This window comes from Roseofilum sp. (genome assembly GCF_982964205.1).
In genome coordinates this window covers 15,170-36,673 of sequence record NZ_CEZBFX010000012.1, presented here as the reverse complement: position 1 = coordinate 36,673, position 21,504 = coordinate 15,170, and the positions used below count along the sequence as shown (strand labels likewise).

The following is a 21,504-nucleotide window of genomic DNA, read 5'->3' as shown; positions in this document are numbered from 1 at the left end:
ACCCTGGAAATACCCTATTGCCTAAATCAGATTAGTTCAGGCTTTCGGCCGGTTAATGGCATTCAATAGCCAGAGACTGCCCACAATAGAGACAAAATGAGAGACCGTTGTATGAGTATTGCCGAGCAAGACAAATAAATCAATGGGTTCAATAAATCTTCCTAGATCCGCTCCTGTAGGAATTAAGCCCTGGGGTTGAAAGAGGGATTTACCCAGTAAAATACCCGTGATCGCTTCGGCAGCCAAGAGGGATAAGCTCATGCCCACAATATTACAGACCAGACCAAATTTAATCATCTGGATGGTCGCAGCCTTAGTGGGACGCACGCTGCTATCGGGCGATCGCAATTGTCGTGCTAACCGAGTGTAGCGAAAGGCTTGCACAATGCTGAAATAGAGAACGAGCAGACCACAAATGGCAAAAAATGCCCCTCCTCCACGACCGGGATCTTGGATTCCAGCCCGGGTCTCTTGACCAATCAAGGCAAACAGAAAGATGATAGAGGCGATCGCCCCTAATACCACCTGAGTCCAAAAGCTAATCCAAGCGGTCAGACGCAAGTTCCCCGAAAATTTCTCTACAGCGGGGGGAAGGGCATAGAATTGGTCGTTCTCAGGCATAGTGATTCGCTACAGCTCCATCCCTTAATCTAGCAGGAAACTCGAAGCGGCGATCGCCTCTCGATTCAGAATTATTTGTAGCTTCAAGAATAATTATGTTATCCTGCATGGTTGATAGGGATTGAGCGTATATCTTAGTGCCTCCAGCTCTGGATTCTAAGGGAAGCGCCTGTATCTATTAATGTAAGGAGTCAAGTGACTCACCGTCCTGTCTTCATACAGGGCTTTAGACTTTAGCTCAAAGGATTTCACCTGCCAATCGGGGTAACCATCAACTACTAAACCCAAAACACTGGCATTTGGGGCAACATATTTAGGCTTTTAGGCTCAATCGGGTGTGCATCTCAAAATGACCCAATATTTCTTTTCAAGTTAACCTGAGCCAGTCTTTAACGTTTTGTAAGGGAATTTTCATAACCAGGGCTGCATTTACTCAAGTCCAGTTCATTGGCCTGATTTGAGTTCATTCATGCTTGTGCAGAGAAAAGCTATGACCTTTGATGAAATTTATCGTTTTTTTCAAGACCCACCACCGATTCACCTGAATACAGAATTAACAGTCTGTTATGTCTTGTCCATCTTGCTCAATAAAGACTCCTATGGAACTGAACTAATTCGAGTCCTAAAAAAACAGTATCCCCAATACCGCCTATCGGATACAGTCCTCTACAGCGCCCTCAAATTCTTGGAAGAGGAAGAGATGATCACTGGATATTGGAAGAAACTCGCTCGACGGGGACGGCCTCGCAGAATGTATCAGATCCAATATCGCGGACGCTCCCAAGCTCAAGAATTGGCGCTCTTGTGGCAAGACTATACCCGTAATGGGGCCCTGGAACTTGCTACTCCTGCCTTCAATCTTCGTCAAACTGTCTCCCAATCCTAGGCACTCCATGCCATTTAGAGAAGTTATAGCGCTTCTGATTGGTCTAGTGAAACGAAGCTAATTGAATCAATCGCTGAACAGACCAGATGTAGGGGCAAAAAATTTTTCGCCCCTATATATACTGACTACATATACCGACGTTGTAGATAAATCCTACTGTCTCAACCTTGTTAGAGGCGATCATATATCAATTATCAACGGCCAAGTGATGGGTGTTGAGGGTAGGATCGGGGAGGGGATAGCTGGGAGAATCTCCATTGTGCTGTACCTTATCTATCGGTGGATGAACCTGTTCTACTCCTCCATGAAGGCGCACCAACTGAGCTAAGGTTTTCTTCAGTTGGGTACGGGAAATAATTAAATCGACAAAGCCATGTTGCAGCAAATATTCCGAGGTTTGGAAATCATCTGGGAGCTTCTCCCGTAGGGTTTGCTCAATCACTCGTCGTCCAGCAAAACCAATGGTAGCTTTTGGTTCAGCCAGAATCAGATCGCCCAGCATGGCAAAACTGGCAATTACGCCGCCAGTGGTGGGATGGGTAAGGACAGGAATATATAATAAACCGGCTTCTTGATGGCGCTCTAAGGCTCCTGAAATTTTGGCCATTTGCATTAAACTGAGCATCCCTTCTTGCATTCTTGCGCCTCCAGAGGCACAAATGACGATCGCAGGGATTCGCTCTGAAGTCGCTTTTTCGAGCAGTCGGGTAATCTTTTCCCCTACGACTGATCCCATGCTGCCTCCCATAAAGCCAAAGTCCATGACAGCTAGAGCGACTCGCAAGCCATCCAACTGACCTAAACCACTTTGTACGGCATCATTGAGATCGGTTTTAGCTTGATATTCTTTGAGGCGATCGCTATACCGCTTACGGTCTTTAAACTTTAAGGGATCATCGGGTTGCAAATGGGCATCCAAAGGAGTCCAGGTATTACGATCGATCAATTGAACAATGCGTTCATTACTATCAACCCGAAAATGGTGTTCGCATTCTAAACACACCATTTGATTTCCCTGTAAATCTTTTGTATAGGTTAAAACTCCACACATGGGGCATTTAGTCCATAACCCATCAGCAATTTCCCGTTCTTGACGTTCTGGGCTGATGGGAGAGTTTTTTTGTCTGTTGGCAAACCAATCAAATAAGGACATGAAAAATAAAGAGATTATCTAAAGTAAAAGGGACATTATTCGTCCGATATCTCCTCGATTTCGCTTAGAAGTAACAAAGCACTCCAACGATGTTCAAGGGCAACTTGTACGGCAGTGGGAGATCCCATACCGAAATAGGAGACTACTCCACAATCAACTAGGCGAGTGGGAATTTCCTGGGCACTGAGTAACTGTTCCATCAGTTCTGCCTCCCAGCGAGTTGAGGTCGTGCGAATCGTAATCCAAGACACTCGATTATCCTATCAGGTTAGGCGAGAAAAAGAACTGTATATAAGCTGATATCATCCGATCGCCCCAGAAAATCGTCAGGGCCCCGCCGAGGGCAAGAAAAGGCCCAAAGGGCATTTTTTGACGGCGTTTGAGTTGGCCAGAGGCGATCGCCACCACCCCGACAACAGCACCGATCGAACAGGCAAGAAATCCTGATAATAACAGAAGTTTCCACCCCAACCAAGCCCCGATCGCCGCCGCAAGTTTAGCATCTCCCGCTCCCATGGCCGCTTGACCGAGCAGAAAAGACCCTAAAATAATAATGATTTCAAATAACCACAAACCTAAGATCGCGCCAAATATGCCATCAAGAAACGGAGCTGCCTCTCCTGCCCCTCGAAGCAGTTGATAGAGCAAACCCATCACTAGCCCAAACTGAGTGAGGCTATTGGGCAAAGTGAAGGTATCCCAGTCAATCATGGCTAATACCAACAACCAACTCAAGCAGAAGCAATATCCCACTGTTTCCCAAGAGAGGCCAAACTGGAGATATACTCCTAGAAACAGTAAACCGGCGATCGCTTCAATGGTGGGATAGCGCCAAGAAATGGGACTGTGGCAATAGCGACATTTTCCCCCCAACGCCAACCAACCAAATACCGGAATATTATCCGCCATACTCAAGCGATGGGAACAGAGGGGACAATGGGACGGAGGGAAGAGAATCGATAAACCGGCTGGAATGCGATAGATCGCCACATTTAAGAAACTACCGATCGCCAATCCTAATAATACGGCGATCGCCATACTGGGAATTTCAATCCACACCCGACTCCTCCATCAATACAATTTAGTTTCTAAGTGATTAAACGGAATAAACACCTCTGTTGGCAATAAAACCAACCCTTCTTTAAACACCAAAACTGCCCGATAGCTCACTTGATTCACCACTACTCCCAGGGGCCGTTTAAAGGTTGCTGTATGTTTAGCGGCTGCACCATCGGCCACAATCCGATAGACCCCATAGGTATCGCGCGCAATCCGTACTAAGGCTGGATCGAAGACATCCAGACCATTAGGGACATGAATCGGATAATCGGGATAACTTGGAGATTCTAAAAGGACTTGTACCACAGATTAACTTTCCTAACCTTACGGGCTATCTACACTGACCAATCTTGAATTCGCCATTGGCCATCTTCACGAATCAACTCATACTCAACTCGAATTTCATCATTATAGGAAGCCCCCCGATCTACCTCTCCATTACGGTAAAACTCTACTGACTCATTCACTGTTGCATCGACCGTTGCTCGATCTTCATCATCGAGATTTATTGTCACATCGTTAATCGTCAGCTCATGCTCATACTCACCATAGAAATTATCTTGCCGATCTTGCGTCGCCCGTTGTCTTTGAGTGGATAAAGCTGGATCGACCAAAATTGAGGACAACTCATCTACTTGATGATTAGAACCAAAGGCATTTGCCTTCGTACTCAACCAAGTTTCAATCACCACTTTTGCCCTCTCTTCGGTCAACGGCCCCGTATCGGCCGTCGGTTGGGCTGGTGGCTCAGGAATCTCTATGGGGGGTTGATTGAGCATCAATTGTAACTGTTCCCCTTCTAAGCCAGGAGTAGTATTGAATAGGGAACCCACCAAACCGATCACTTGGCCGATCAGCCAAATCAAAAGCCATAATCCCAATAATCCACCCGCCGCCAGGAGAGCCAACCGTCCCCAATGAATGGAAGACTTACTCGTTTTAGAATTGCCTCGGCGACTGGGCCCCCGCCTCTGACCGCTAGGGACTGGACGCTGATTGGCTGGGCGATCGCCAGGGACAACTGGAGAACGGCTAGTTTTCGCGTTCGGCGGCTCGGAGCGCGTTAACATAGCGGTAGTTGCTGGTACTCTCCTGCCCTGATTCTCTCCCGGTTCTCTCACCGCAGCCGAAGAGATAGAAGCCATTTCTTCTGTTTTCTTCAGACTGACATTCCCTTCACTCTCGAGCTTTGAGGGGGTTTCTGGTTTGGACTCCACCACACTCCATTGATTCTGCTCAGTGCGATCTAAAGGCAAAGCTTCTAAGTAGGCTTGTACTTGGTCATCGGCAAAATACTCTTTCAACGTCTGCTCACAACCGGCCAGATCCTGAAAATGGGGAAATACCTCTTCCTGTAGCCAACGCTCACTATACAAACACAAGCCCGGTAACAAATCGGGAGCACCCTGGGAATTTTCTCGAATAAAGCCTAACTGTTCGTATTCCCGACTTAATTCAAGCGCTCTGGTCGCTTCTTCCGTTTGCCCCAAGAGTAAACAACACACCGCCTGCTCTAAATGTACATCTTGCCGAGACCCCAACCGCATGAGCATTCGTTTGGCTCGGTTAATCAGGGCAGGTTGTTTGTAAGCAAATCCACGTACCAATAGGGCATAAACTGCTAAATAGGTAGCCACAGCCGAAGGGCGCTGGGCTTCGGTTTCAAACAGAGTTTGCTGTTCTAGGGATGTTAGATAACTGCGTAATTGTTGGATAAAGCGCAGGAAATCATCAATACTGAGTCCGGACCGATCGTCGCCTGTTCCATCAAGTCCGCCTCGTTCTTGCAGCATATCCCGCAACATTTGAATCCCGTGGCGATGGGCGATCGCATCATCGGAATTTTCGGATAATAATTCTAGAATGCGGTAGGGACGCAGTTTATATAAGTCAGCTTGTAATTCTCCACGCAGGCTCGGAAATACGCCTTCTTTCAACAGCAGTTTTTCGGCATTTTCTAAGGATAGGGCTGCTTGCTCATAGGTTCCCTGTTGCCATTGTTCTCGCCCCAATTCCAAACCAGAGAGTGCTAAAGTTAAAACCACATCAGCCCGAGATAATTGAGGAATGGTAGTGATCTGCGATCCTTCAGGATGCTCAGAAGAGAGATTTTCGAGATACTCTTTCCCCAGATTTAAGACCAATTCATATTCTCCCAATTCTAGGAGAATTAATAGGGCCCCCAAAACTTGAGAGTCTTCGACTTCCAGTGAGGGCAAGGTTTCTTTAATTTGTGTCTCTTCTTGTCCTTGTCCTGGGAGCTTGTGAAAGGTTTTTTGGTCGTAAGCTGTTTTTGCTTCCGGATTGGATAAAATATTGTAGGCGCGATCGAGCAGGGATTTTCGAGAGCCGATCGCCGTTTCCGAATATTCCCGCCGAGGCAATTGCATCGTGCGATCGCGGTGGGCCTGTTGCAACTGTTCGGCAGTTGCCTGTAGTGGGACACCTAAAATTCGGTAATAATCCAGCGGAATACGCACAGTCTACTCCCTCAGCAGCGATGCTTACAGTTTAGGGTCTGGAAAACCTGCCCCCCTTGTAACCCTTAGAATTATACTTCGGACAACGATTCTTGTCTTGCCCTCCTTTAGATTTTTTCATCAAGTTCCCATCTCCCTATCTCCCCATCTCCCCATTGACGTATACTAAGTCTTTGCACAACAATAACATCAGCTTGTAGTGGTAGTAAGGGACGCATTCATGGCTCAAGAGAGGATCGTACCAGAATTTGATTCATCTTCCGTGAAAATGAGTCAAGAGGAAGGACTCAGACTCTATGAAGATATGGTATTAGGGCGGATATTTGAAGATAAGTGTGCAGAAATGTATTACCGGGGCAAAATGTTCGGTTTTGTCCATCTTTACAATGGTCAAGAGGCAGTGGCTTCTGGCGTAATTAAATCCATGCGCCAAGATGAGGATTTTGTCTGTAGTACCTATCGAGATCACGTTCACGCTCTAAGTGCTGGAGTTCCGGCGCGGGAGGTGATGGCTGAGTTGTTTGGGAAAGCGACTGGATGCTCTAAAGGTCGGGGTGGCTCGATGCATATGTTTTCTGCCGAACATAAGCTCTTGGGGGGTTATGCATTTGTGGCTGAAGGCATTCCTGTGGCGACAGGTGCAGCGTTTCAGAGTAAGTATCGTCGGGAAACCATGGGAGATGAAAGTGCCGATCAAGTAACGGCTTGCTTTTTTGGAGATGGTGCTTGTAATAATGGCCAGTTTTTTGAATGCTTGAATATGGCGGCTTTGTGGAAGTTGCCAGTTCTGTATGTGGTCGAAAATAATAAGTGGGCAATTGGTATGGCTCACGATCGAGCCACTTCAGTACCAGAAATCTACAAAAAGGCCCATGCCTTTGGAATGCATGGGGTTGAAGTTGATGGCATGGATGTTTTAGCGGTTCGCGAAGTGGCTAAAGAGGCGATCGCCCGCGCCAGAGCTGGAGAAGGACCAACCGTAATTGAAGCCTTAACCTATCGTTTTCGGGGCCATTCCTTAGCCGATCCTGATGAACTGCGCTCTAAAGATGAGAAAGAGTTTTGGTTCCCCAGAGATCCCATCAAACGGTTTGCTGGCTATTTAACCCTTAAAGAATTAGCAACTGAGGCACAGTTAAAAGACATCGATCGCAAAATTCAAGCCCTGGTGGATGATGCTGTTAAATTTGCCCTCGAAAGCCCTGAACCCGATCCAAGCGAACTCTACAAATATGTGTTTGTAGACGATTAATAGATGGCTTGCAGAAGTTAGGTAATCAGCAATGGTTCTAAATAATCCAGGATTATTGTATTGCTATTGATTTTCTTACTACTTATGCAAGACATCTAACGATCGTTAATGAAGTAGGGGCAAACCATTGTTCGCCCCTACTCTTAGCGCTTCAAGTAATCAGTCACCGACTGATTACTTGAAATTACCCATTACCAGTGCCAAGCCCTACTCACGAATCGGCCCGTTATAGTCTACTCTCACCCAAGAACCATCTTTCGCAACTGTGACCACACTTTCGACCGTGGGAACAGAGAAAACCGGTTCTCCCCCATAGAATTTAAACATCCAACTGCCATCCTCGTTATCCACAAATGGAGAGGATGTGGCATCTCCATGCATGGAGCTTTCTGCACGATATTTGCTCAATCCTCCATTGGCTTGTTCTGCTGCTTGACGAGCCAAATTTTTAGCCCGACTTAAGCTGAAAATATCTTCAACTTCGACTCTAACTTCTGGATCGATGGGTAAAAGAGTTGGTGTTTGGGCAAAAGCACCCAGAGGAATTAAGGTTAAACCAGTAAGCGCTAACACACTAATCAACGTATTAGACATTTTTACATGACCTCATATTGACAATCAATCTATCCTAACTTTACATTCTAAAGACCATTAAGTGGGGTTTTAAGTTCCCAACTTAGGGAATAGTTTAGAATGAATTAATCCATATAAAGTGAAGATTAAATGAGCGTGCCTCCGGAACTGGAAATAGAAAAAACCAGCTCTCCTTTATTGCCTAATCCGAAGCACTACATTTACTTCTCAATTCTTTTTTTAAAGTATAAACCAAACAATATCCTTCCGCAAATTCCAGGGAATAGTTACTTACAAGTTCCCAACCGCTTTTGCCATATATATTTAAGATTTTGACGACCATTTTGGGTTTACACAGGAGACCCTTTTGGCGACGAAAATGAGTGATTTGACCCTGGGGATAGAGCGATCGCACAGCGGTGATTTTCCCAGTGCGATCGCACATGACCAGTAGTTCTAAATAGCGCCAAATACTCATCAATCTTTCGGGAACTCCATCTCTCACCCTCCGTTAAAAAGTTCACCCTTTTTCCTGGCGATCCGGAACTTCCCCGATCTGAGCAATTGTTGATTGACCGCTATACCGTTACCATAGTTTAGAGTAACCCCATCGTTGCTTTATCTGCGCTATGGTTAAGCTCCGTTCCACCTTATCTCTGCTTCTCGGATACGCCCTTACTCTGACGATCGTTTCAGGGGACTCTCAACCCGCACAGGGACAACATCAATATCAAAATCCGGATGTTCCTTTTCCTTCGATTGTGCCATTGGACACTGAGCTATTGGAAGGAATTGAGGAAGGAAAACCTGTCTCTATCAGTGAAGGTGCAATTGTTACAGAAAATACGATTAAAGAGGGTCGCTTGACCCTACCAAGTTTATGGTGGGCTAGCAAGCAATATGGGAAGAATTTGCTGGTCACCTGGTTTGCCTATCCTAGTGGCGATCAAAACACCCCTGGACGAGTCGATGTAGTGGTCAATCGTCAAGCTTGGCGCGAGACTTGTTATTTGAACCGCTATGAGTTCGTGACCAAAATGGGAGCGATCGCCCGCGACTATGGCTATAATACTCGTCTGTTTAACCGTCAAGGGGAAGGTTTAGCCAGTTATACTTGTAATTTTGCCACTCCTAACTTCTGCAATGTTCAAGGCCTGATTGTTAATCAAGGAGTTAACCAAGATTGTGTAGTGAGTCAGTAGAACGTTCGCTAAACTAATATGATAGACTAGGGAAATCTTATATTTTCACTTCCTCTTGCCCTAATAGCATTTCTCTATCAAGAGGTAAAAAATAAGAAACTTAAGACCCTTGGATTCCCCAAAAGACGATCGCTCATTCAAAAATACTTTTATGAAAAACTGGTTAGAACATAGCGTACAAGTCGAAGTCGAAGCACCGATTGAGTTCGTTTGGGAATTATGGTCAGATCTCGAACAAATGCCCCAATGGATGAAATGGATTGAATCGGTTCACGTATTAGAAGAAAATCCCAAATTGTCTCGATGGAAATTGGCTTCAGGGAACTTTGAATTTAGTTGGCTCTCACGCATCTTAAAACAAAGTCCCAATCAAATTATTCAATGGGAATCAGTTGATGGCTTGCCGAACCGGGGGGCAATTCGCTTTTACGATCGCCATGAAACCAGTATCGTTAAATTAACCGTCGCCTATGCCATTCCTGGAATTGTCGGCAGACTGATGGATAAATTGCTTGGCCCCACAGTAGAATCAACCATTCAAGCAGACTTAGACCGCTTTCGAGCCTACGCACTCCAGAAAATGAGCGAGCGATCGCTAATGGGTAATGCAATCAAGTAAACAGATACTCCTCATCCACCTATGCACCTCGAATACCATCCTCGAAATTCCTTACCCTCGGCGGAGGATTTACCTGACTCAGATGAGACTCCTGTGGATAACGAACTGCAAGATTTAATTCCCACCCTACTTAAAGCCATGTTGGCTTCTATTTGGTCAGAGCGTATGGATTGTTTTTTTGGAGTGGATATTGGGACTATACACTGAACCTAACCAACAAGCCATTGTCCCTGATGGTTTTTTAAGTATTGGTGTTCCCAGAATTATTGATGAGGGTTTACGCTTATCTTATGTTCTTTGGGAAGAGAGAAAAGTGCCGACTTTAGTGTTAGAAGTTGTATCAAAAACCCAAAGGGGAGAATATGCTCAGAAAAAGAAAAAGTATGCTCAACTCGGAGTTCTCTACTATGTCATTTATAATCCCCTGCGGAAAAAGGAACAGAGATTAGAAGTGCATCAACTGAAGGGTGGGCAATATCAATTACTATCTGGGGGAACGGTATGGTTATCAGAATTGAATTTAGGTATCGGTAGCGATCGCGGAACGTATAAAGGAATCGAGAGAGAATGGCTCTATTGGTATGATGAAAACGGCGATCGCTATCCGACTCCAGAGGAAAGAGCTGAGTGCCAACAAGACAGGGCAGAGAGTGCTGAACTAGAGCGCGATCGCCAAAAACAGCGAGCCGATCGCGCCGAATCAGATTTACAACAGCTACGCGAGAAATTACGACAATTAAATATCGATCTGGATGATCTATCGTAATTTATTCGGGGCTAGGTAAGTTTGATCTAATTAGAGTCAAATTGCCTAGCAAACGCTCTGCTGGATTTCTGCTAAATTAGCTACAAATTTTCAGACTGACTCTTGGGTTAAGGAAATGCTAAGAAATATTTCAGAAACCTTGGGGCAGATCTGATCATTTTATTAAGAAAAAGGCGATCGCTCTTTTTTGCCGTCAAAATCAATCCTACACTTAAAGGTAACGGCTTCCAATTTCAGGAGATCGAGGTTTCAGAAGAAATAGGGATTTAAACCCAATCACCCATCAGCAGTCCGTTTTTGGCACTGCATCGGCAATGAACCCATCAAGTTCATTCCCTATTTTCTGCACCCAATTCCCTCCTTCAAAGGACATTGAGGATTGAAAAGCAACTATATCAAGACCATGAACAGAACCACATCACCCCAAAAACAGGGTCTATACGATCCCCAATTTGAACATGATGCCTGCGGAGTTGGCTTTATTGTACACATGAAGGGGGAGAAATCTCACTCAATTGTTGAGCAAGCTCTCACTATCCTGGTTAACCTTGAACATCGTGGTGCAGTCGGTGCAGAACCCAACACTGGAGATGGAGCGGGTATCCTACTGCAAATGCCCCATAAATTTATGGCAAAAGTTGCCCAAGAGCAAGGCATAAACTTACCGGAGGCAGGGCAATATGCGGTAGGCATGATTTTTTCATCTCCCGATCGCGAAGCCAGAAGCAAAGGACGAGAAATTTTTGAGCAGATTGTCGCTGAAGAAGGGCAAAAAGTCATCGGCTGGCGGGATGTGCCCACCGATAACAGCAGTTTAGGGGCAACCGCTCAAGCGAGCGAACCCTTCATGCAGCAAGTGTTTATTGCCCGAAATCCAGATATAGTTGAAGATCTCGCCTTCGAGCGCAAACTCTACGCGATCCGCAAGCGCTCCCATACAGCTATTCGGACTCCAGGAATCGATCGCTATTGGTATCCCAGCAGTATTTCTTGCCGTACCTTAGTGTACAAAGGCATGTTAATGCCCCCCCAGGTAAAAGCCTACTTTCGGGACTTAAGCGATCCAGACTTAGAAAGCGCCCTCGGCTTAGTCCATTCCCGGTTCAGCACTAACACCTTCCCCAGTTGGGAGCGATCGCACCCCTATCGCTACGTTGCCCATAACGGCGAAATCAACACCCTACGCGGTAACATTAACTGGATGCACGCTCGCCAATCCCTATTTGGCTCATCCTCCCAAGAATTTGGCTCCGATCTAGACCGCATCCAACCGATTATCAACATCGACGGTAGTGACTCCGGGATCTTCGACAATACCCTAGAACTGATGACCTTGGCTGGGCGAAGTCTTCCCCATGCGGTGATGATGATGATCCCCGAACCCTGGGCGGCTCATGAGTCCATGAGTGATGAGCGCAAAGCCTTCTACGAATATCACGCTTCCTTAATGGAACCCTGGGATGGTCCTGCATCCATCGCCTTTACTGATGGCACCATGATGGGAGCGGTCTTAGACCGGAATGGTCTGCGTCCTTCTCGCTACTACGTCACCAAAGACGACCTAGTCATCATGGCCTCAGAAGCTGGCGTTCTACCGGTTGAACCAGAGAACGTAGCCAAAAAAGGTCGCTTAGAACCCGGTCGTATGTTCCTCGTGAATATGGACGAAGGACGCATTGTGGCGGATGAAGAAATTAAACATCAAATCGCCAGCGAGCATCCTTATCGAGAATGGCTGGATCGATACCAAGTCAAACTCTCCGATCTGCCAGAAGGGTCTGTAGGGGCGGCATCTGTAGGGACGGGTTCACTAGGCTCTCCCCTGGAAAACCCAAATATGGGTGAACCCGCCCCTACACCCTTAGTTCAGCGGCAACGGGCGTTTGGCTATACCTTTGAAGAATTACGGATGCTAATCGCCCCCATGGCCCAAAATGGGGTAGAAGCAGTGGGAGCGATGGGAACTGATACCCCCCTGGCGGTACTCTCCAACCGGCCAAAATTGCTCTATGAGTATTTCAAGCAACTGTTTGCCCAAGTTACGAATCCCCCCATTGACTCGATTCGGGAAGCGATTATTACCTCGCCAATCACGACCATTGGTTCAGAACGTAACCTACTCAAGCCTGAACCAGAAAGCTGTCATCTGATCCAGTTGCCAACCCCGATTTTGAGTAATGCGCAGTTGGCGAAACTGAAGCAGCTCAGTGAAGGTAAAACCGAGGGTTTTCGTTCCCTAATGCTGCCAATTCTCTTTGACCCCAAAACTGGGGTAGAAGGACTAGAGGGCACATTAGAAGGTATATTTGCCAAGGCAGATGAGGCGATCGCCGAGGGGATTAACCTAATTATCCTCTCTGACCGAGATCTCGATGGCGATCGCGCCCCCATTCCGGCTCTGTTGGCTGTTTCGGGACTTCATCACCATCTGATCCGCGCCGGAACCCGTACCCGTGTGGGCATTATCCTGGAATCTGGAGAACCCCGCGAAGTCCATCACTTTGCCGTTCTGATTGGCTATGGGTGTGGGGCGATTAATCCCTATTTGGCCTTTGAAACCATCGGCTCGATGATCGAGCAGAACAATATACCACCGATGGATTATGAAAAAGCCTGCAAGAACTACATTAAGGCGGTCACAAAAGGGGTCATTAAGATTGGTTCCAAAATTGGGATTTCTACGATTCAGAGCTATCGTGGAGCGCAGATTTTTGAGAGTATTGGCTTAAGTTCTGAGGTGATTAACAAGTATTTCACTTGGACAGCGTCGCGCTTGGAAGGGATTGGCGTGGAGGCGATCGCTCAGGAGGCGATCGCCCGTCACCATCAAGGGTTCTTCAGCGAAATCCCCACTTTAGACGCGGGGGGCGAATATCAATGGCGCAAAGATGGAGAAGCTCACCTTTTGTCTCCGGAAACGATTCATCTGTTGCAGCGGGCAACTCGAGAAGGGGACTACGAGCTGTACAAACAATACAGCGCCAAAATGAATCAACAGGGGAAAGAGTTCTTCCGGTTGCGGGATCTGCTGGAGTTCAAGTCCCGCGATCCAATTCCCCTAGAAGAGGTCGAATCGGTTGAAGCTATTATGAAACGCTTTAAAACCGGAGCGATGAGCTATGGATCGATTTCCAAGGAAACCCATGAGAGTTTGGCGATCGCCATGAACCGGATTGGAGGTAAATCCAATACCGGGGAAGGCGGTGAAGATCCGGAGCGCTATACCTGGACAAACGAGCGCGGAGACTCGAAAAATAGCGCCATTAAACAGGTGGCTTCCGGGCGCTTTGGGGTGACAAGTTTGTACCTCAGCCAAGCCAAGGAAATCCAAATCAAAATGGCTCAGGGGGCAAAACCTGGAGAAGGGGGACAATTGCCTGGACGGAAGGTATATCCTTGGATTGCCAAAGTGCGCCATTCAACCCCTGGCGTAGGTTTGATTTCTCCTCCTCCCCACCACGATATTTACTCCATTGAAGACTTAGCCGAGTTAATTCACGACTTGAAAAATGCGAATCGCCAAGCGCGGATTAACGTCAAACTGGTTTCAGAAGTGGGCGTAGGGACGATCGCCGCTGGAGTTGCCAAAGCTCACGCCGATGTGGTTCTCATCTCTGGGTTTGACGGGGGAACAGGAGCAAGTCCGCAGACCTCGATTAAACATGCAGGTCTACCTTGGGAATTGGGTGTCGCAGAAACTCACCAAACTTTGGTGCTGAATAATCTGCGATCGCGCATCGTTGTGGAAACCGACGGACAAATGAAAACTGGACGCGATTTGGCGATCGCCGCCCTCCTCGGTGCGGAAGAATATGGCTTCTCCACAATGCCCCTCGTTAGCCTGGGCTGTATCATGATGCGGGTCTGTCATAAAAACACCTGCCCCGTCGGTATTGCCACCCAAAACCCCGAACTGCGCAGCAAGTTTAATGGCGACCCCCAATACACCGTTAACTTCATGACCTTTATCGCCCAGGAACTGCGGGAAATCATGGCAGAGCTAGGTTTCCGCACCGTCAACGAAATGATCGGGCGCACGGATGTTCTAGAGCCAAGGAAAGCGGTCAAGCATTGGAAAGCCAAAGGTATTGACCTCTCCAAAGTTCTCTATCAACCCGAAGTCGGCGAAGACGTTGGGCGCTATTGCCAGATTCCCCAAGACCATGGATTAGAGAAATCCCTCGATATGACGGTACTGCTCGATCTGTGCAAAGAGGCGATCGAAAATGGCACCCCCATTCGCAAAACCCTACCGATCCAAAATACCAACCGCGTCGTCGGTACAATCCTAGGCAACGAAATCATTAAACGCCATTGGGACGGACTCCCCGAAGACACCATTCATCTCCACTTCCAAGGCAGCGCCGGTCAAAGTTTTGGGGCATTTGTACCCAAAGGAGTCACCCTAGAATTAGAAGGGGATGCCAATGACTACTTTGGCAAAGGCTTAAGCGGCGGTAAGGTGATTCTTTATCCCCATAAATCCTCCACCTTTGTCCCGGCTGATAATATTGTCGTTGGAAATGTGGCCTTCTACGGTGCAACCAGCGGCGAAGCCTATATTCGCGGCATGGCGGGCGAGCGGTTCTGCGTCCGCAACTCCGGCGTGCAAGCCGTCGTAGAAGCTGTAGGAGACCATGCCTGTGAATACATGACTGGCGGAAAAGTTGTAATTCTGGGCAAAACCGGACGCAACTTTGCTGCTGGAATGAGTGGCGGTGTTGCCTATGTTTTAGATGAAACTGGTGACTTCTCCACCCGTTGTAACCGGGAAATGGTGGATCTCGAAGCCCTAGAAGATCCAGAAGAGATCCGCGAGATTCATGAAATGATTACCAAACATGGCCAGTATACGGAAAGCAAACGGGCTGAGTTGGTGCTGGCATCTTGGGAGTCCATGAGCCGGAAGTTTGTGAAGGTGATGCCTCGCGACTACAAGCGGGTTCTCCAGCATATTCAGAATGCTTTAGCCAATGGCTTAAGCGGTGATGATGCCCTGTCAGCCGCATTTGAAGAGAATGCCCGCGACATTGCTCGCATCGGCGGAAGTTAGGGAGATGGGGAGATAGGGGGATAGGGAGATGTCCAAATTACTCCCCACTCCCCCACTCCTATTGAAGCGTTTTTTGTATTTAGAGTAGAGAGAGGGATTATGGGAAAAGCAACGGGTTTTATGGAGTACCTCCGTGAGGTAGCGCAAGAGGTATCGCCCCAGAAACGTATAGAAAATTGGGATGAATTTCATCTGCATATGGAGGACGATCGCCTGCAAACCCAAGGCGCTCGCTGTATGGATTGTGGTACGCCCTTTTGTCATACGGGATTAGAAATTAGCCGCATGGCAAGCGGTTGTCCGATTAATAACTTGATTCCAGAATGGAACGATCTGGTCTATCGGGGATTATGGCAAGAAGCCCTCGATCGCCTGCACAAGACGAATAATTTCCCGGAATTCACCGGCCGGGTTTGCCCCGCACCTTGTGAAGGGGCATGTGTTTTGGGCATTACCAACCCTCCAGTAACGATTAAGAATATTGAATATTCCATCGCTGAAAAAGGCTGGGATGAAGGCTGGATCGCTCCCACTCTGCCCCCACAACGAACGGGGAAAAAAGTGGCTGTTGTCGGTTCCGGACCGGCTGGTTTAGCCGCAGCATCCCAACTCAACCATGCTGGTCATTGGGTAACGGTCTACGAACGGGAAGATCGGCCAGGGGGATTGTTAATGTATGGTATCCCCAATATGAAGTTGGATAAAAAAGAGGTAGTGTTGCGCCGCTTGGATGTGTTGCAAGCGGAAGGGGTGACATTTGTTTGCAATACGGAAATTGGTAAGGATCTGCCGGTAGAAAACCTGCTCAATGACTTTGATGCGGTGGTGTTGTGTACGGGAGCGACGAAACCGCGCAATTTAGAAATTGAAGGGCGGGATCTCAAGGGCATTCATTTTGCCATGGAGTTTTTAACTGGCAATACCCGCACGGTACTCGACGGAAATCCCACAGAGGATTATATTTCTGCAGCCGGTAAGGATGTGATTATTATCGGTGGGGGCGATACCGGGACAGACTGTGTGGGGACTTCGATGCGCCATGGCTGCAAGAGTGTCACCCAGTTAGAAATTATGCCCAAACCGCCAGAGAGCCGAGCTGCCAATAATCCCTGGCCGGAGTGGCCGAAAATTTACCGCATGGACTACGGTCAAGAAGAGGCAGCAGCGGTGTTTGGAGACGATCCGCGCGTTTATACCACCACGGCGACCCGATTTGAGGGGGATGAGCAAGGCCAGGTGAAGACCGTGCATACGGTGCAGGTGGAATGGACGAAAAATGAGCAAGGGCGCTTTATTCCCCAACCCATCGAAGGCACAGAGAAGGTTGTACCCGCACAACTGGTGCTGTTAGCCATGGGATTTTTGGGGCCGGAACAACCCCTATTAGATGCTCTCGGTTTGGAACGGGACGGCCGCAGCAATGTGAAAGCCGATCATGGTGATTTTGTCACCAGTATCCCCGGTGTTTTTGCTGCGGGTGATTGTCGTCGCGGTCAAAGTTTGGTGGTTTGGGCGATCAATGAAGGTCGCGGTGCGGCGCGGGAGTGCGATCGCTACCTAATGGGAGCGACTAATTTACCTTAAGTTCTGTTCTCCACAAGCCAATTTCTGTAGGAGTCAACATCCGTTGACTCCTACAGAAATTCACCCCTACTTCTGTCACTTTCCGAGAGTTAAGATAGAATAATCTCAGTCAGTTTTCCCAAGTTCTTATTTATAGAGGGGATTTAATAAATTGATAAACACTGTCAATCAATTTCCATCGTTTTATCCTTCCTTCTGGGAATTAGCACGGGAGGTGAGAGAACAGGCAGAAATTAATATAAAAAGCAACGATATATAACGATATATTCTGTTAAGTGTTGATGCTTTAGTAGACAGAGTTTTGTCCTGTCTGGTTGATGTTAGTAGATAAATAGGGATTTTAACGGATCGTCAAACTCGTCGAATCTGGAACTATACTCAATAGATTGCGACCCCCCTAAAGGTATGATATTCTCCAAGAGAAAAATCTTATCATCAGAATCACTTAATGATGAAGAAGCATATTTTTATCTTCAAGAAGGTAGCAACGATATTTGTTGTGCTGATTACTATCTTGTCCATGGCAATAGTTCCACCGGCTCAGGCTTGTAGCCGGTTAGTCTACCAAGGTAGTTCAAACGGACCAATTACTGCACGTAGTATGGATTGGTTTCAAGACCCTGATGCTAAACTCTGGTTCTTTCCAAAAGGCATGAAGCGTGATGGTGGAGCGGGTACAAACTCCATCACATGGACTTCAAAATATGCCAGCATCATTACCTCAAGCTATGACATTGCCACCGTTGACGGTATTAACGAGAAGGGTTTGGTTGCCAATCTCCTCTTTTTGGAAGCGACGGACTACGGTGATATTGAACCTACTGAGAAAACCTTATCTCTTGGAGGTTGGGGTCAATATGTCCTTGATAATTATGCAACTGTTGAAGAAGCAGTCCAAGGACTAGAAAGCAAACCCTTCCAACTAGCCACAGCTACTTTTGATCAGCTTGTGTCGGCGGGGCTTATCTCCCCCTTACCACTGCCGCTTCAAGCAGCTCTAGGAGGACTGGAGTTTGCACTTCACCTGTCGCTCTCAGATCCAAGTGGGGATTCAGCAATCTTTGAATACATTGATGGCGAACTAACAATCCATCATGATAAGGAATACAATGTGCTGACCAATGACCCGATCTTCGACCAACAGCTTGCCCTAAGTACCTATTGGGATCAGGTGGGAGCTGGATCATTTCTGCCAGGCACTAACAATCCCTCAGACCGGTTCGTTCGGGCTAGCTATTACTTGCATAAAATGAATGAGCAGTTGATAACTAAAGTGAAGAAAGATCGGCGCAATGAGTTAGCCGCAGCGCTTGGCATCATTCGCAACGTCTCCGATCCACTTGGCTTGGCTAGTTTCAGCCTTGGTACTACCCAATGGCGAACTGTTGCGGATCAAAATAACATCAACCCCGCCTACTTTTTTGAATACACTAAGAGTCCGAATCTTTTCTGGGTGGTGATGAATAACCTAAACCTTGAAGAGGGTGCAGAGGTGATGTCCCTTGAAGATCTTACGGCTCTGAGCTTAGTAGGTGAGGTGTCCCAACAATTCCAGAAAACAGACCCCTTTTCCTGGGATATCTCCTCCACCTTGTAGGAGAAGCAGAAGAAAATGTCTATTTTATTAGTCAGACAGTCCTTTATCGGCTTTGGTCAATGACTAATAACTTTTGTGAGACACCATTAGGGAGTAAAAATTAATACTCAATATCGAAAATAGTTGTGGAATTAATTGCTCTAAATACTTCCTAAATTTAGACGGACAGGACTTACACAAAATCATCCTACTCAGTGGGGGCAATATCTATTCGCCCCTGCTGCCAAAATTGGTATATTAGATCTCTTGCATAAGTGGATAGAAAATCAATAGCAATAAAGTAATCCTGTATTCTTATCCTTATTCTCTATCCTCTGACTTCTGCAAGAAGTCTATTCAAAGTAGATTCTAACTCCAGAGGAGAGATTTATGATTGATAACAGAAAACTCTGTGGAGCTGAACAAGTGATGGAAATACTAAATCGCTTGACTAGCTCATCCAATATAGTGGTTATCGGGCGAATTTTAGGTCCCCTAAGTGCAGAAATTGTTGAAAAGGCACTCGCTCTTGTCCAAACTCATCACTCTCGGCTTAATTCTCGGATCGTTGGTGACATCGATAATCTCCGTTTTGAAACGGGGGCTAAAAATATTCCTTTGCGAGTTGTCGATCAGCAGCAGGAGGAACAATGGCAAGAAACTGTTCTTGAAGAACTCAACACCAAAATTGAGAGTAGTGAAGTTCTCTTGCGAGCTGTACTTGTGCAAGGGCATAAGCAAAGCGAAAACACGACGAGCCATCTGATTATTACAATAAACCATGCTATCTCTGATGGCTTATCGAGTATCGAGTTATATTCAGAAATCTTGACCTACTGCTCGAAAATTGCTTCTGATGAACCTGTCGAGCCAGCGCCCAGCTTACCATCACTTCCCTCTATAGATGAGTTATTTCCCCCATCAGCAAAAGGTGTCAGAGGTAATATCAACAGTGTGTTGTTTCTGTTGCGACTTCTGTTCAAAAGGATTTGGCACCGACCAAAAGGCTTAAGTTTTGAAAAGGCTGTACCTGTTGAGTTACGCCGTACTGGCAATGTTTATAGACAGTTAGATGCTGAGGCTACCGAGGAGCTGATTCTACGTTGTCGCCAAGAAAAGACAACAGTAAATGCTGCTTTGTCTGCGGCGTTGATATTCGCTGCAGCAAGAAAGATCGGAGCAGGGCAGAAAAAGTCTATGTCCTGTTTGTCTTCTGCCGATCTACGCAGACATTTGAAGCCTGCGATCGGCAATGAAAAACTAGGTCAACTAGGTAGCGCCATAACGTCATTTCACACTTTCAGTGCAAATACCTCCTTCTGGGAATTAGCACGGGAAGTGAGAGAGCAGCAGGAATCTGCCTTAAAGCGTAATGAGAGCTTTTATCAAGCATTGATGTTTAGGACGATAGTTGATTCAGCACTCACCAGCCTAGATATCCCCCCTTATACAGCAGTTAATATTACCAATGTTGGTCGAGTCAATATTCCCAAAGTTTATGGTCAATTTGAACTCTCAGAAATTAGCTTTTCTGTAGCACAGGCCACATTTGGAGGGATTTTTATCGGTGCTGTTACAACTTTTGAGGGCAAAATGTTTTTGCATTTCCCCTTTTCTGAGCCTATAACTAGCCAGGAGACAATAGAGACTTTAGCAGATAGTGTTCTGTCCTGTCTAGTTGATGTTAGCAGCAGCTAGAGGAGTTGCTTGGGGCGATCTCTGACATTTCATTACCATTTTCACACCTCCAGCCGGCGGGAGAGTAGCACTTATACTCAAACTGTCTTTCTTCTTGTGAGAAAGACTCAACTTGCTTGCACCCAGTCAGTTCTAGGAAACACGTTCCCAAGTAGAGTAAACAGTATACTCCGGATATAATGAACTCAGGAAAAGTGTATCTCCTGAAATCTCAACAATCCTTTCCAAGTCTGCACCAATTAAATCTGGAACTACATGAATTTCAATATTGTGAATAACTTTATTATCTTTAACTTCATATTTACCTGTATAAGAAACAAACTTTTGCACTGACTGAAAATATCGAACAATTGCTTTAATATACTTAAATATACTTACCTGCAATATACTTGCCTTTGATTTTATACCATACCCCAGATCCATAAGATTTTGTATACTTAATCCAAGATTCAAGCGATTACTCATCATGATTGAGAATGACACATATCCCTCCTTCGTATATATGATATAAGATACGGGATCTTTGCCGAAGGGATAAATTATTTTTTCTTCCTTATCTATAGATTTCATCTCGATAAGTTTCCACATTCCGACAAGAGCATCTTTTGAAACTATACTATTTGTCATTTTTGCTCCTTAATTATTTCTTTTAGAGGATGCCTTATGCACATCTGATATCAAATCCGGTTAAAGACTTGTCATTGCGATCGCAGGGATACAATCGCCAAGACTAGCGAGATTATGAAATGGCTTCACTCCACTACGTTCCGTTCGCAATGACATCTTAATAACTGATCTAACGGACTTGATATGATTGAATAGTCACTGATATTATATCATATAGCAATCCTAGATAGGTTATCAAAATTCAAAAACAAGCTCATTTCTCCGAAGGTTGCTTGTTTTCATTTCTGAGTTAGCTCTAGGAAGATGAGTTGATGAAGCCACTTTTGTTCAAATATGAAAGCATTGTTTCTATGTA

At 46.2% G+C, this 21,504-nt stretch carries 17 protein-coding genes and 1 pseudogene; 9 read left to right on the top strand and 9 right to left on the bottom strand.

Annotated features, from left to right (window positions below; all coding sequences use genetic code 11):
• Window positions 1-36: 36 nt before the first annotated feature.
• Window positions 37-621: a DUF3611 family protein gene (locus AC3A14_RS05510; protein ID WP_318731861.1), complete on the bottom strand. Its 585-nt coding sequence runs from the start codon at window positions 619-621 to the stop codon at window positions 37-39.
• Window positions 622-1,111: 490 nt separating this feature from the next.
• Between AC3A14_RS05510 and AC3A14_RS05505 the strand changes: the two genes are divergently transcribed.
• The gene (locus AC3A14_RS05505; RefSeq protein ID WP_271939416.1) at window positions 1,112-1,507 is read left to right on the top strand and encodes a PadR family transcriptional regulator; all 396 of its coding nucleotides are present in this window, start codon (window positions 1,112-1,114) and stop codon (window positions 1,505-1,507) included.
• Between the two features lie 187 nt (window positions 1,508-1,694).
• Here the strand turns inward: AC3A14_RS05505 and accD are convergent, their stop codons facing one another.
• Genes accD through AC3A14_RS05480 form a run of 5 tightly spaced genes read right to left on the bottom strand, consistent with a single transcriptional unit; the run spans window position 1,695 to window position 6,199 of the window.
• The gene (accD, locus tag AC3A14_RS05500; protein WP_318702037.1) at window positions 1,695-2,660 is read right to left on the bottom strand and encodes an acetyl-CoA carboxylase, carboxyltransferase subunit beta; all 966 of its coding nucleotides are present in this window, start codon (window positions 2,658-2,660) and stop codon (window positions 1,695-1,697) included.
• 35 nt (window positions 2,661-2,695) lie between these two features.
• Window positions 2,696-2,911 (bottom strand): putative signal transducing protein, encoded by a 216-nt coding sequence (locus AC3A14_RS05495; RefSeq protein ID WP_271939410.1) that lies wholly within the window; start codon window positions 2,909-2,911, stop codon window positions 2,696-2,698.
• A gap of 4 nt (window positions 2,912-2,915) precedes the next feature.
• On the bottom strand, window positions 2,916-3,698 hold the full coding sequence (locus tag AC3A14_RS05490; RefSeq protein WP_413038680.1) for a prepilin peptidase: 783 nt from the start codon (window positions 3,696-3,698) through the stop codon (window positions 2,916-2,918).
• Window positions 3,699-3,731: 33 nt separating this feature from the next.
• Window positions 3,732-4,025: a hypothetical protein gene (locus AC3A14_RS05485; RefSeq protein WP_318731860.1), complete on the bottom strand. Its 294-nt coding sequence runs from the start codon at window positions 4,023-4,025 to the stop codon at window positions 3,732-3,734.
• A 29-nt stretch (window positions 4,026-4,054) separates the two neighbouring features.
• Window positions 4,055-6,199 (bottom strand): IMS domain-containing protein, encoded by a 2,145-nt coding sequence (locus AC3A14_RS05480; protein WP_318731859.1) that lies wholly within the window; start codon window positions 6,197-6,199, stop codon window positions 4,055-4,057.
• A gap of 220 nt (window positions 6,200-6,419) precedes the next feature.
• On the opposite strand from AC3A14_RS05480, the gene pdhA reads away from it, so the two are divergent.
• Window positions 6,420-7,451, top strand: coding sequence for a pyruvate dehydrogenase (acetyl-transferring) E1 component subunit alpha (gene pdhA, locus AC3A14_RS05475; protein ID WP_318731858.1), 1,032 nt, complete (start codon window positions 6,420-6,422; stop codon window positions 7,449-7,451).
• A 207-nt stretch (window positions 7,452-7,658) separates the two neighbouring features.
• Here the strand turns inward: pdhA and AC3A14_RS05470 are convergent, their stop codons facing one another.
• Window positions 7,659-8,045: a hypothetical protein gene (locus tag AC3A14_RS05470; RefSeq protein ID WP_318731857.1), complete on the bottom strand. Its 387-nt coding sequence runs from the start codon at window positions 8,043-8,045 to the stop codon at window positions 7,659-7,661.
• A 181-nt stretch (window positions 8,046-8,226) separates the two neighbouring features.
• Window positions 8,227-8,502, bottom strand: coding sequence for a hypothetical protein (locus AC3A14_RS05465; RefSeq protein WP_318702043.1), 276 nt, complete (start codon window positions 8,500-8,502; stop codon window positions 8,227-8,229).
• Between the two features lie 151 nt (window positions 8,503-8,653).
• Here AC3A14_RS05465 and AC3A14_RS05460 point away from each other — a divergent pair, with 151 nt between their 5' ends.
• The 7 genes and pseudogenes from AC3A14_RS05460 (at window position 8,654) to AC3A14_RS05430 (ending at window position 20,522) form a co-directional block, all read left to right on the top strand.
• Window positions 8,654-9,226, top strand: a complete 573-nt coding sequence (locus AC3A14_RS05460) for a hypothetical protein (RefSeq protein WP_318702044.1) — start codon at window positions 8,654-8,656, stop codon at window positions 9,224-9,226.
• Window positions 9,227-9,377: 151 nt separating this feature from the next.
• A complete protein-coding gene (locus tag AC3A14_RS05455; RefSeq protein ID WP_318719718.1) occupies window positions 9,378-9,845 on the top strand; it encodes an SRPBCC family protein in 468 nt (155 codons plus the stop codon).
• 21 nt (window positions 9,846-9,866) lie between these two features.
• A pseudogene (locus AC3A14_RS05450) lies at window positions 9,867-10,611 on the top strand (Uma2 family endonuclease).
• 403 nt (window positions 10,612-11,014) lie between these two features.
• Window positions 11,015-15,664, top strand: coding sequence for a glutamate synthase large subunit (gltB, locus tag AC3A14_RS05445; protein ID WP_318731854.1), 4,650 nt, complete (start codon window positions 11,015-11,017; stop codon window positions 15,662-15,664).
• 99 nt (window positions 15,665-15,763) lie between these two features.
• Window positions 15,764-17,248 (top strand): glutamate synthase small subunit, encoded by a 1,485-nt coding sequence (gene gltD, locus AC3A14_RS05440; RefSeq protein ID WP_318719720.1) that lies wholly within the window; start codon window positions 15,764-15,766, stop codon window positions 17,246-17,248.
• A 448-nt stretch (window positions 17,249-17,696) separates the two neighbouring features.
• Window positions 17,697-18,845 carry a linear amide C-N hydrolase gene (locus AC3A14_RS05435; RefSeq protein ID WP_318719721.1) on the top strand — a complete coding sequence of 383 codons (1,149 nt, stop codon included), beginning with the start codon at window positions 17,697-17,699 and terminating at the stop codon, window positions 18,843-18,845.
• Between the two features lie 369 nt (window positions 18,846-19,214).
• Window positions 19,215-20,522: a phthiocerol/phthiodiolone dimycocerosyl transferase family protein gene (locus AC3A14_RS05430; protein ID WP_487778927.1), complete on the top strand. Its 1,308-nt coding sequence runs from the start codon at window positions 19,215-19,217 to the stop codon at window positions 20,520-20,522.
• 132 nt (window positions 20,523-20,654) lie between these two features.
• Here AC3A14_RS05430 and AC3A14_RS05425 read toward each other — a convergent pair whose 3' ends face one another.
• The gene (locus AC3A14_RS05425; RefSeq protein ID WP_318731851.1) at window positions 20,655-21,149 is read right to left on the bottom strand and encodes a lipocalin-like domain-containing protein; all 495 of its coding nucleotides are present in this window, start codon (window positions 21,147-21,149) and stop codon (window positions 20,655-20,657) included.
• Between the last annotated feature and the right edge of the window lie 355 nt (window positions 21,150-21,504).